Raw genomic sequence first — 12,319 nt, 5'->3', positions numbered from 1 at the left:
GGAGAAAATGAGCGAACGCTCGGGGAGTTGTTGGTGGCATCTTAGCACAATCCGACCGGCGCGCCAGGGTGTGGCGCACGCACGTCGGATCGTGACGAAACCGGGACCGCGGGTCGGGTCCCGGCGCGCAGCTTACAGGTTGCCGTCGAGGAAGGCAGTCAGTTGCGACTTGGACAGCGCGCCGACCTTCTGGGCCGCGACCGCGCCGTTCTTGAACAGGATCAGCGTCGGGATGCCGCGGATGCCGAACTTGGCCGGCACCTGCTGGTTTTCATCGACATTGATCTTGGCGACCTGCAGCTTGTCGCCGTAGTCCTTGGCGACTTCGTCCAGGATCGGCGCGATCATCTTGCACGGGCCGCACCATTCCGCCCAAAAATCGAGCAGGACGGGCTTGTCGGACTGGAGGACGTCAGCGTCGAACGAGGCGTCGCTCACATACTTGATTTGTTCGCTCATGGCGGAAAACCTCTGGTTTCGCTCTGTTTATGTTGAAGGCTGGACGGCCGAACCGTTACCTTACACGAGATTGCGCGGACCCGTCGGGCCGCCTCTTTACGCCTGAAGCAAGCGGTGGAGGCCGCTGCCGCGCCCGGTGCTGCCGATATGTTACCAGTTTGCCGATTTTCAAGACCGGCCGCCGGCACATCCGGCAAACTGCGGCAGCGGGGCATAAGGGGCCGCAAACAATGCCGTCATTCTGGTGCAAAGGTTTAATTCATTGAAATGCTTATTTTCAATGGCGGCGAGAGATTTGCGCAATCGCCAAGCCCCACCTGTGGTGGGTGCCATGCAATGCACTTGCGCGCGCCGGGGTGCCGGATGCGTGCGGCGTGCGCGTAGAATAGAAGCGGTCCGCACGACGCCCGCCGGGCGACCCGCGGCGCCATCCATGCAGCTGCGCCCCCTGACTAGGTCATCGACATGAACACCGATCCCCGCAAGCCTTCGCAGTCCGAGCCCGGCCAGGCGCCGGACGTCGACCACCTGAGCGATGCGCTGGACCATCTCAGCAGCGCCGTGGAGACCAACAGCATCGCCAGCGGCGCTGCGCGCGGGCTGGTCTACAGCATCATCGAAACGCTCGGCACGCTGGTGGGCGACCCCGATCTGCCCGAGCACGCGCGCTCCGGCTACGAAGGCCTGCTCGAAACCGCGCGCGAAATCCGGGCCCGGCTGGAAGGCGGTTCTGACTGAAGCGGCGGGGCTGCTCCCATACCGCGGTGCCGCGCCGCCGGACGCGCCGGCTGGCGGCGCCGCGCCTTTGTTGTCTTTCATTGCTTCCCGATACGTTTCCGATCGACGCCGTTCCCGCAGCCTTTGCGGCCAACGCCTCCATGACGGCCCATGACGTCGCTTAGCTTTCGCCCCGGCCCCGATTTTCTCGAGCAGGCGGCCACGGCTGCCTGGTATTTCCTCGACCGCTGCGGTGTGTCCGAGGCGGGCGCGCACGTAGTCGTGCCGACCGCCGCGCAGATTCCGGGCGTGCGCCAGGCGCTGGACGCCGCGGCGCGCACGGCCGGGCGGCCGCGGCTGTTGCCGCGCGTGCTGACGCTGGGCCACTGGCTGCTCGACCTGCCGCCCGAGGGCGCGCCGGTGCGCAGCCCGGCTGCGCGTCTGCTCGCCGTGCAGCAGGCGGTGCGCGGCCAGGACTGGCTGCGCCGCGCCTTCGGCGCGCAGAACGAAACCGCGGCCTGGGGCTTGTCGCAGACACTGCTGGCGATCTGCGACGAACTCAGCGCGCGCTGGCTCGAAGACGCCGCCATCCGCGACGACGACGAGGTCGACGGCGACGATCGCGCGGGCCTGCTGCAGGGCGCGCTGGCGCGGACCTATGCGCATCTGTCGGAACGTTTCCTGGGCGAAGAAGCGCGCATCGTGCTGGCCTTCTGGCAGGCGCTGTCCGGGCCCGACGATCCGCTGCCGGCGAAGCGCCGCGCGCTGCGCGAACTGTCGCAGCAGCTGCGCGGTCCGGTGGTCTGGATTGCGCCGACCCCGCCCACGCCGCTGGAGGCCGCGTTCCTGCGCGATGCCGGCGAACTGGTGCCGGTGCTGCAGGTGGGCTATGACTGGAGCGGGCAGGATCAAGGCGAGGCCGGTTGGTATCACGCGTTGCTGGCATTGTGGCCGGAAGCCAGGATCGCCGGCGACGATGAGGCCGCGCTCCACGCGACCTCGCCGGCGATGCCCGCGCTGCCGCCGCAGCGCCCGTCGGTGCGCGTGGTCGGCTGTGCCCGCTTCGAGGACGAAGCCGCCGCCGCGGCCGCGCAGCTGGTGCAATGGCTCAATGAGGGCCGCCGCCAGGTGGCGCTGGTCGCGCACGACCGCGTGGTGGCGCGCCGCGCGCGCGCGCTGCTGGCACGCGCCGGCGCGCCGGTGCGCGACGAGACCGGCTGGAAGCTCTCGACCACGCGCGCCGCCGCCGCGCTGATGCGCTGGTTCGACCTGCTGGTGCGCGATGGCGATACCGCCGCGCTGCTGGACCTGCTCAAGAGCCCGTTCTGCCTGCCCGATGTGGCCGCGCGCGGCGCGGCCATCGCGCTGCTCGAGCGCCAGGTGCGGCGCGAGGGCATTACCGGCGGCTGGGCGCGGCTGCGCCAGATGTTCGCGCACGCACCGGCCAACACGCAGCAGGCCGCCGGGGACGACGAGGAAGCCGAGCAGGCGCCGCGCCGCGCGGCCCGTGCGCTGATCGCCGTGCTTGCCGACGAGGCCGCGCGCTGGCCGCGCGGGTTCGCCCAGCATCCGCTGGCGACCTGGCTGGAGCGGCTCGACGGCATGCTCGATGGCCTCGGCATTCGCGCCGCGCTGGCCGCGGACGATGCCGGCAGCCAGCTGCTCGATGCGCTGGCGCGGCTGCAGGAGCTGCCGCGCGACGAGACCGGCGGCCATGCCACGCTGTCGCAGGGCGAGTTCCGCGCGATGCTGTCGGCGCTGCTGGAATCGGTGGCCTACAAGGAGCCGTCGGCCAGCGGGCCGGCGCGCATCACCATCCTGCCGCTGAACGGCGCGCGCATGCGGCGCTTCGAGGGCGTGGTGATCGTCGGCTGCGACGACGCCCAGCTGCCGTCCAGCGCCGCCGAGCTGATGTTCTTCTCCAACCAGATGCGGCGCGAGCTGGACCTGGAAGACCGCGAGGCACGCTTTGCGCAGCAGGCGCGCGACCTGGCCGAGGTGCTGCTGAACAACGACGACGTGGTGCTGACCTGGCAGCGCTACGGCAGCCGCGGCGAGCCGCACCACGTGTCGGGCTGGATCGAGCGGCTGGCCGCGTGCTGCGCGCGCGCCGGGGTCAGCATCGAAGGCGCCGCCGTGCCGCAGGCGCACGAGACCTTTGCCGATGTGCGCGGCATGCCGGCCCCCTCGGCCGAGCCCGCGCTGGTGCCGGTGCGCTGGAGCGCGCAGGCGTACAACGCGCTGCGGCGCTGTCCTTACCAGTTCTTCGCTGGCCGCATGCTGGGCCTGGCGGGGCTGGAGACGGTCAGCGACGAGCTGGAGAAGCGCGACATCGGCGAGACCCTGCACCGCGTGCTGCTGACCTACCACAAGGAGCTGCAGGCGCGGCGCGAGCGCGGCGAGACGCTGCCCGACGACCAGCGCCTGGCGCGCCTGGGCGAGATCTCCGACGAGGTCTTCGGCGCGCTGATGGCCGAGGATGGCAATGCCATTGCCTACTACCGGCGCTGGCGCGAGGTGCTGGCGTCGTATGTCGCGTGGCAGTCCGCGCGCGAGGCCGAGGGCTGGTTCTGGCGTGGCGGCGAACTCGACGCCGGCATCGACCTGCCGATGCCGGACGGCCAGCCGCTGCGCCTGACCGGGCGCATCGACCGGCTCGACCAGGGTCCCGGCGGCGCGCATGCCGTGCTCGACTACAAGACCCAGAGCGCCACGCGCCTGAAGCGCAAGCTGGCCGAGGTCGAGGAAGACTGCCAGCTGCCGTTCTACGGCCTGCTGCGCGCCGATGCCGCGGCGGGCAGCTGGGTCTCGCTCGAGGGTGCGCGCGAGGGCGCGCCGGCGGCGCAGCGCGAGGTCGCCCTGCCGGACTTCGAGGCCGCGGTCACCTGGCTGGAACGCCAGATGCGCGACGACGTGATGCGCCTGCGCCAGGGCGCGCGGCTGCCGGCCTTCGGCGATGCCTCGGCCTGTGTGTATTGCACCGCCCGCGGCCTGTGCCGCAAGGGTTTCTGGGACTCCACCGCCGTGCCGGCGCTGACATCATGACGCCTCACGATCTGCACGAGGTCCAGCCTTACCAGCGCGATGGCGCGCCGGTTTCCGAAGCGGAATTCACGCGCGCGGCCTGCGATCCGGCGCGTTCGGTGGTGGTCGAAGCCTGCGCCGGCAGCGGCAAGACCTGGCTGCTGGTGGCGCGGCTGGTGCGACTGCTGCTGGCCGGCGCCGCGCCGCACGAGATCCTGGCGATCACCTTTACGCGCAAGGCCGCCGAAGAAATGCGCGACCGCCTGCTCGAGGTGCTGGCGCAGCTGTCGCGCGACAGCGATGACGACGTGATCGCCGCGCTGGTGCAGCGCGGCCTTTCGGCCGAAGCCGCGCGCGAGGCGCTGCCGCGCGCGCGCCGGCTGCATGCGCAGGTGCTGGCGGCGCCGGGGCGCATGGCGATCGACACCTTCCACGGCTGGTTCGGCACGCTGCTGCGCGGCGCGCCGCTGGCGTCGGGCATCGTGCCGGGCGCGGCGCTGCGCGAGGATGCGCTGCGCATGAAGCGCGAAGCCTGGGCTCCGGTATGGCGCGCGCTGGCCACGCCGCCCTACGCCGAGCTGCGCGCCGCGTGGGAAACGCTGGTCGATACCGTGGGCGACTTCCAGGCGCGCGCGCTGCTTGACGCGATGTTCCACGCCCGCAGCGAATGGTGGGCGATGCAGGAGGGCGGCGACCCGCTGCAGGCGCTGTCCGACTGCCTGGGCGAGGACGCGCAAGGCGACGTGTTGCTGCAGGCGCTGGCCGACGAAGGCTGGCGCGATGCCTGCGAAGCGCTGGCGGCGCGCCTGGGCGCGGCCGGCAAGAGCGAGCAGGCCCACGCCGGCCGCATTACCGAGGCGCTGATGGCGATCGCCGCCTGGCGCGAGGCCGGCGCCGCGCCCGGCAAGCCCGCCGAACGCGTGTTCGCGCAGCTGCGCGCCGCGTTCTTCACCACCACGGGCGGGCCGCGCTCGCTGCGGCGTACCGCGGCGCTGGCCAAGGCCGCGGGCGGTGAGGGCATGGTCGATGCGCTGCTGGACGAGCATGCCGCGATCTGCGCGATGCTCGACGACATCAGCGCGCGCTGCTGCGAAGCAGCCGTGCTGGCGATCAACCAGGCCCTGTTCCGCATCGGCGATGCGCTGCTGACGCGCTACCAGCAGCACAAGGACGAGCAGCGCGCGATGGATTTCGCCGACCTCGAATGGCAGGCCGCGCGACTGATGTCGGACGAGGAAACCGCCACCTACCTGCAGGTGCGGCTCGATGCGCGCTACCGCCACCTGCTGCTCGACGAGTTCCAGGACACCAACCCGCTGCAATGGCGCATCCTGCAAGGATGGCTGGCCGGCTATGCGGGGCTGGGCGAGCGCCCGATGGTGTTCCTGGTGGGCGATCCCAAGCAGTCGATCTACCGTTTCCGCCGCGCCGATGCCAGGCTCTTCGGCGCCGCCGGCGAGATGCTGCGCGATGCGTTCGGCGCCACCGTGCTGCGCACCAACCGGACCCGGCGCAATCGCGCCGAAGTGCTGGACTGGGTCAACGCCGTGTTCGACAGCGCGCGCGCCGAGGGCCGCTATCCGCTGTACTCGACCCAGACCACGGCGCTGGGCGGCTGCGGCGGGCCGGTGTGGCTGTTGCCGCTGGTGGAGTCCGATGACGCCAGTGAAAGCGCCGCGGAGGATGCGGACGATGAACCGGCGCAAGCCGCCGGCGCGCATCGCGACACGCTGCTGCAGCCGCGCCGGCAGGCCGGCGATTCGCTGCGGCTGGAAGAAGGGCGGCGCGTGGCGGCGTGGCTGCGGCTGGTGCGCGATACCGTGCCGGTGCACGAAGGCAACACCCAGCGGCCCGCGCGCTGGAGCGACATGCACCTGCTGGTGCGCCGCAAGACCCATCTGGCCGACTACGAGCGCGCGCTGCGCGAGGCCGGCATCCCGTGCCTGAGCCCGCGCCGCGGCGGCCTGCTGGCCACGCTAGAGGCGCTGGACCTGTCGGCGCTGCTGGCGTTCCTGATGACGCCCGAGTCGGACCTGGACCTGGCGCATGTGCTGAAGAGCCCGCTGGTGGGCGCGAGCGACGATGATCTGCTGGCGCTCGCGCAAATGGAGGGCGAGGGCGGCTGGTGGGCGCGCATCGAGGCCACCGGGCTGCCGCCGCAGGTTTCCGACGCGCTGCGCGAAGGCGTGCCGCGACTGCGGCAGTGGCTGCGCGTCGCGCCGCACCAGCCGGTGCATGACCTGATCGACCAGATCTTCCACGGCGGCGAGGTGCGGCGGCGCTACGCCGAGGCCGCGCCGCCGGATATCCGCGAGCAGGTGCTGGCCAACCTCGACGCCTTCCTGAAGCTGTCGCTCGACCTCGATGGCGGGCGCTATCCGAGCCTGCCGAAGTTTATCGACGAGCTGCAGGAAATCCGCCGCGGCGACGAAGGCGAAAGCCCCGACGAAGGCGGCATGGGCGAGCGCGCCGAAGATCTCGAGCCGGCCGACGACGATCCGGCCTACGCCGGCCTCGACGCGGTCCATATCCTGACCGTGCATGCCGCCAAGGGACTGGAAGCGCCGTTCGTGGTGCTGCTCGATGCCAACCACAGCGAGCCGGCCGCGGACCGCGGCGGCATCCTGGTCGACTGGCCGCCGTCGTCGCCGGTGCCGCGCCATTTCTCCGCCTACGGCAAGCGCAGCGAGCGCGGGCTGGCGCGCGCGCCGCTGTTCGAAGCCGAGGCGGCGCTGGGCGAGCGCGAGAACTGGAACCTGCTGTACGTGGCCATGACGCGCGCGCAGCAGGGCCTGCTGGTCAGTGGCGTCAAGGGGCGCGCCAGCCGCGCCGGTGCGGGCGACGGCAATGCCGAGATCGCCGGCAGCTGGTATGTGCGGCTGCAGGCCGCGGGCGTCGGCGAAATGGTGCCGGCTTATCCGGACGCCCAGGGCGATGCGGCCGGCGCGCAAGCCTTGCTGCCCGCGCGACTGAGCGAGCCGGTGCGCTTCACCGATTTCCGGCTGCGCTACCGCGATGCCGTCGAGGATCCGCGCCAGGCAGGCTTTGCCGACGACGACGCCGAGGGGGAGGGCGAGTCCGACGGCATCGTCTTCAACGCCGCCGCGGCACGCCATGGCGAACTGGTGCACGCGCTGCTGGAACGCCTGACGCGCTATCCCGAAGCCTTTGCCGGCGTGCCCGCGCTCGATACGGTGTTGCGGTGGTTCCCGCTGACCGGCGCGCACACCGACGCGGCACGGTCAGCCTGGCGGCAACAGGTGGAAGAGGCGCTGGCGGCGGTGGCCGCAATGCTGCGTGCTCCGGCGCTGGCGCCGCTATTGGCGGCGCATGATGCGTGCAGCGCGCGTAACGAGGTTGAACTGTACGACGCGTGTGGACGGCTGCTGCGTATCGACCGGCTGGTGGAATTCGACGACCGCGTCGTCGTCGTCGACTACAAGCTGCGCCTGCTGCCGCAGGAGCACGCCGCCTATCGCGCGCAACTGGGCCGCTACGCGGCGGCGATCGCGCCGATGTTCCCGGGCAAGCGCGTCGAGGCGGGCGTGGCTACCGCCGAGGGCGAATGGATTCCCGCCGAGCGCCTGGCGCCGCCGGTTCCGCAACAGGGTTCGCTGTTCTGAAAGCTGGCGCGGCGCGCCGGCAAGGGCAGCGGAATCGGCGCAAAATGGGGCGCATGGCGCGCGCGGTGGCGGCCCGGCTGTACTAAAGTGACAGAGACTGCGCTGCGAGCCGCTGGCGCGCGGGATGCTGCGTGGCGTGGCGTGGCGTAGACGGATAAGCGGGAAGCGGTACTGCGGAAGGGAAGTGTGAGGTGGACGAGCCTGACCCTCGGCACTGGCGGAAAACGGCTGTGGCTGCTTCGTTCCCGACCTGACCAGGTTGACCGCGCCACCATGCGAGGAGGCCCGTCCGAGCGGCATTGTACCCCAGAGCGTGCGTGCGCGCAGAATTTGCATCGAATGCCCTTGGCACGCGCGGGTCATTGCCCGCGCCATGACGCCGGGTTGATCTGGCGCAGGCGATGCGCGCCGCGCTGGCCCGACCATTCACCAACCCGCACACATGGTGAGCCAATACATGAACGCAAACGACCAGATCATTCGCGGCGCGCTGGCGCCGCAGGAAATCTCCACCGAAGTCCTGCTCGAAAAATACGCCAAGGGCGAAGAGCGCAGCATCGCCGAGGTCAGGCAGCGCGTGGCGCGCGCGCTGGCGCAGGCCGAGCCCGAGGACCAGCGCGAAGCCTGGAGCGCGCGCTTCCTGTGGGCGCAGGAAAACGGTTTCGTGCCGGCCGGACGAATCAATTCCGCGGCGGGCACCGGGATCCAGGCCACGCTGATCAACTGCTTCGTGCAGCCGGTGGGGGATTCTGTGTCGGAGCCGCGCGATGGCCGCCCCAGCATCTACACCGCGGTGGCGCAGGCCGCGGAAACCATGCGCCGCGGCGGCGGCGTGGGCTATGACTTTTCGGCGATCCGCCCGGCCGGGGCGCTGGTGCGCGCCACGCATTCGCGCGCGTCGGGGCCGGTGTCGTTCATGAAGGTGTTCGACGCCTCGTGCGCCACGGTGGAATCGGCCGGCGCGCGCCGCGGCGCGCAGATGGGCGTGCTGCGCTGCGACCATCCGGATATCGAGAGCTTTATCCACGCCAAGGACAAGGGCGAGCTCAGCAACTTCAATATCTCCATCGGCGTCACCGACGACTTCATGCAGGCGGTGCAGGCCGATGCCGAGATCGAGCTGGTGCACGAGGCCGAGCCCGGCGCCGACATGATCGCCGCCGGCGCGTACCGCCGCGACGACGGGCAATGGGTGTACCGGCGCGTGCCGGCGCGCAACCTGTGGGACCAGGTCATGCAGGCCACCTACGACCATGCCGAGCCGGGCATCCTGTTCCTGTCGCAGATCAACGCCGACAACAACCTCTATTACTGCGAGCGGATCGAGGCCACCAACCCCTGCGCCGAGCAGCCGCTGCCGTCCTATGGCTGCTGCTGCCTGGGCTCGATCAACCTGACCCGCTTCGTGCGCCAGCCCTTCACGCCGCAGGCCGAATTCGATTTCGACGCCTTTGCCGAAGTGGTGCGCGTGGCCACCCGCATGCTCGACAACGTGCTCGACGTGACCTTCTGGCCGTTGCCCGAACAGCAGGCCGAGGCCCACGCCAAGCGCCGCGTCGGCCTGGGCTTCCTCGGGCTGGGCAGCGCGCTGGTGATGCTGGGCCTGCGCTACGACACCGAGCCGGCGCGGCAACTGGCGGCGCGGATCTCGGAGCGCATGCGCGACGAGGCCTACCTGGCCTCGACCGAACTGGCGGTGCAGAAGGGTGCCTTTCCCCTGTTCGATGCCGGCGCCTACCTGCAGAGCGGCTTCGCCAGCCGGCTGCCGGAGCCGGTGCGCGAGGCCATCGGCCGCCACGGGCTGCGCAACTCGCACCTGCTGTCGATCGCGCCCACCGGCACCATCACGCTGGCCTTTGCCGACAATGCGTCCAATGGCATCGAGCCGGCCTTCTCGTGGACCTACAACCGCAGGAAGCGCATGCCGGACAACAGCTACCGCAGCTTCGAGGTGGCGGACCATGCCTGGCGGCTCTACCGTCACATGGGGGCCGACATGGCGCAGCTGCCGGACGCGTTCGTTACGGCGCTGCAGATGTCGGCGCTGGACCATATGCGGATGCTCGAAGCGGTGCAGCCGTATATCGACACCAGCATCAGCAAGACCGTCAACGTGCCGGAGGACTATCCGTACGAAGCTTTCCGCAACCTGTACCTCGAGGCCTGGAAGGCCGGTCTGAAGGGGCTGGCGACGTATCGCCCGAACTCGGTGCTGGGCGCGGTGCTGTCGGTCGAGGCGCCCGCCGCGCCGGCCGTGCCCACGGCCGACGACAACCCGCTGGTGCGCCCGTTCGGCAGCCGGCCGGTGGGCGACCTGGAGGGCGTGACGTCCAAGGTCGAATACCTGACCTACGAGGGCCACAAGACCGTCTACCTGACCGTCAACTTCATGCGCGTCGCCGGCGTGGCCGAAGGCAGGCCGGTGGAGATCGAGCGCCCGGTGGAGTTCTTCATGCCGGCGGGCCAGCGCAGCGAGGGCCAGCAATGGATCACCTCGACCATGCGGCTGTTGTCGATGGTGGCGCGCTCGGGCGGTTCGGTGGCCAAGGCGCTGGCCGACATGCGCAACGTGGTGTGGGACAAGGGCACGGTGCGCTACGGCACGCTGGTGCGCCAGGACGGCACCGAGGTGCCGCGCTTCCATGATTCCGAGGTGGCGGCGTTGGGCTATGCGCTGCAGCGCATCCTGATCAAGCGCGGCTTCCTGGACGCCGACGGCGGCCAGGTGCCGGTGACGGCGCTGGCCGCGCGGCTGGCGCAGCGCGACGGCGGCGGCCTGGCGCTGGCGGCCGGGGCGGACCTGGCCGGCACCCCCGGTGCGGCGCCCGGCGCGCCCGGCGTGGGCACCGGCAAGCCTTGTCCGGAGTGTGGTGCGCACGCCTTGCACAAGGTCGACGGCTGCGCCAAATGCGCCAATTGCGGCTACGTCGGCGAGTGCGGCTGAGCCGCGCCGCGGGCGGCCGGCGGCCACCCGCGCGGGCCGCCGGCGCCGGGCCCGGATAAAGACGCCGGGGCCGGCCACCGGGCGGCCGGAGCGGGGCCGCCTTTTGCTACAATCGCCGCCATGAGTTATCAAGTTCTAGCGCGCAAATGGCGCCCCAGGGATTTCACCACGCTGGTCGGCCAGGAGCACGTGGTCCGCGCGCTCACGCACGCGCTGGAACAACAGCGGCTGCACCACGCCTACCTGTTCACCGGCACGCGCGGGGTCGGCAAGACCACGCTGTCGCGGATCCTGGCCAAGGCCCTGAACTGCACCGGCCCTGACGGCAGCGGCGGCATCACCGCCGAGCCGTGCGGGCAGTGCAAGGCCTGCCAGGAAATCGACAGCGGCCGCTTCGTCGACTACATCGAGATGGACGCCGCGTCCAACCGCGGCGTCGACGAAATGGCCCAGTTGCTGGACAAGGCCGTTTACGCTCCCACTGCCGGGCGCTTCAAGGTCTACATGATCGACGAAGTGCACATGCTGACCAACCACGCCTTCAACGCCATGCTGAAGACGCTGGAAGAGCCGCCCGGGCACGTCAAGTTCATCCTCGCCACCACCGACCCGCAGAAGATCCCGGTCACGGTGCTGTCGCGCTGCCTGCAGTTCAACCTGAAGCAGATGCCGCCGGGACACATCGTCTCGCACCTTGACCATATCCTGGCGCAGGAAGGCATTGCCCACGACGGCAACGCGCTGCGGCTGCTGGCCCAGGCCGCGCATGGCTCGATGCGCGATGCGCTGTCGCTGACCGACCAGGCCATCGCCTACAGCGCGGGGCAGGTGTCGGAGGAAGCCGTGCGCGGCATGCTGGGCGCGATCGACCAAAGTTACCTGGTGCAGCTGCTGGATGCGCTGGCCGCCGAGGATGGTGCCGCCATGCTGGCGATCGCCGATGCCATGGCCGACCGCAGCCTGTCGTTTGCCGGCGCGCTGCAGGACCTCGGTTCGCTGCTGCACAAGGTGGCGCTGGCGCAGGCCGTGCCGGCGTCGGTGCAGGACGAATGGCCCGAAGCCGACGAGGTGCGGCGCCTGGCCGGCGTGTTCGACGCGCAGGAAGTGCAGCTGTTCTACCAGATCGCCAATCTTGGCCGCAGCGAGCTGGCGCTGGCGCCGGACGAGTACGCTGGCTTTACCATGACGCTGCTGCGCATGCTGGCATTCCGGCCGTCGTCCGAACCGGCCGCCACGACCGGGCAGGGCGGCGGCGCAGCGCCCGCGCGACCGCGCAGTGCCGGCATGCCGACCGCGGCGCGACCGGCCGAGGCAAGCCAGGCGGCGACTGCCGCCGCTGCGCCGGCTGCTCCCGCTGCCTCCATTACCGATTCCACTCCGGCGCCAGCCGCGGTGCCGCCCACGGTTGCGCCACCTGCGCCCGTAGCCGGGCCTGCCGCCGCGTCGGCGCAGGCTGCCGCGGCCGAACCCGCGCCGGCGCGCGCGGCAGGCGGCGCCATGTCGCCTGCGGCCGCGGCGCTGGCCGCCGCGCGCCAGGCTTCCGCCGCCCGCG

Annotated in this window: 6 protein-coding genes and 1 other RNA gene; 5 read left to right on the top strand and 2 right to left on the bottom strand. The window is 71.0% G+C overall.

Annotated elements, in window-relative coordinates:
* Positions 1-132: 132 nt before the first annotated feature.
* Entirely contained in the window at positions 133-459 is a 327-nt protein-coding gene (gene trxA / locus U9J39_RS25840) for a thioredoxin TrxA (RefSeq protein WP_029046118.1), read from the bottom strand.
* A 465-nt stretch (positions 460-924) separates the two neighbouring features.
* On the opposite strand from trxA, the gene U9J39_RS25835 reads away from it, so the two are divergent.
* The 3 genes from U9J39_RS25835 (at position 925) to U9J39_RS25825 (ending at position 7,823) form a co-directional block, all read left to right on the top strand.
* Positions 925-1,197, top strand: a complete 273-nt coding sequence (locus U9J39_RS25835; RefSeq protein WP_111517692.1) for a hypothetical protein — start codon at positions 925-927, stop codon at positions 1,195-1,197.
* A gap of 150 nt (positions 1,198-1,347) precedes the next feature.
* Positions 1,348-4,221 (top strand): PD-(D/E)XK nuclease family protein, encoded by a 2,874-nt coding sequence (locus U9J39_RS25830; RefSeq protein ID WP_326348495.1) that lies wholly within the window; start codon positions 1,348-1,350, stop codon positions 4,219-4,221.
* Entirely contained in the window at positions 4,218-7,823 is a 3,606-nt protein-coding gene (locus tag U9J39_RS25825; RefSeq protein ID WP_326348494.1) for a UvrD-helicase domain-containing protein, read from the top strand. The genes U9J39_RS25830 and U9J39_RS25825 overlap by 4 nt, the downstream gene beginning before the upstream one ends.
* A gap of 191 nt (positions 7,824-8,014) precedes the next feature.
* Here U9J39_RS25825 and ffs read toward each other — a convergent pair.
* Positions 8,015-8,113: signal recognition particle sRNA small type (gene ffs, locus U9J39_RS25820), an RNA gene on the bottom strand.
* 167 nt (positions 8,114-8,280) lie between these two features.
* Between ffs and U9J39_RS25815 the strand changes: the two genes are divergently transcribed.
* Both U9J39_RS25815 and U9J39_RS25810 read left to right on the top strand, forming a co-directional pair.
* Positions 8,281-10,767: an adenosylcobalamin-dependent ribonucleoside-diphosphate reductase gene (locus U9J39_RS25815; protein WP_326348493.1), complete on the top strand. Its 2,487-nt coding sequence runs from the start codon at positions 8,281-8,283 to the stop codon at positions 10,765-10,767.
* 120 nt (positions 10,768-10,887) lie between these two features.
* On the top strand, positions 10,888-12,319 hold a 1,432-nt coding region (locus U9J39_RS25810; RefSeq protein ID WP_326348492.1), incomplete at its 3' end, for a DNA polymerase III subunit gamma/tau.

It is taken from the genome of Cupriavidus sp. SS-3, assembly GCF_035818815.1.
Classification (GTDB): domain Bacteria; phylum Pseudomonadota; class Gammaproteobacteria; order Burkholderiales; family Burkholderiaceae; genus Cupriavidus; species Cupriavidus taiwanensis_C.
The sequence above is the reverse complement of the archived record's forward strand: the minus strand, read 5'-3'. Positions and strand labels throughout refer to the sequence as shown.

Excerpts from the sequence above, each read along its gene's own strand:
- trxA (WP_029046118.1), bottom strand. The coding sequence starts at position 459 with ATGAGCGAACAAATCAAGTATGTGAGCGACGCCTCGTTCGACGCTGAC.
- U9J39_RS25835 (WP_111517692.1), top strand. The coding sequence starts at position 925 with ATGAACACCGATCCCCGCAAGCCTTCGCAGTCCGAGCCCGGCCAGGCG.
- U9J39_RS25830 (WP_326348495.1), top strand. The coding sequence starts at position 1,348 with ATGACGTCGCTTAGCTTTCGCCCCGGCCCCGATTTTCTCGAGCAGGCG.
- U9J39_RS25825 (WP_326348494.1), top strand. The coding sequence starts at position 4,218 with ATGACGCCTCACGATCTGCACGAGGTCCAGCCTTACCAGCGCGATGGC.
- U9J39_RS25815 (WP_326348493.1), top strand. The coding sequence starts at position 8,281 with ATGAACGCAAACGACCAGATCATTCGCGGCGCGCTGGCGCCGCAGGAA.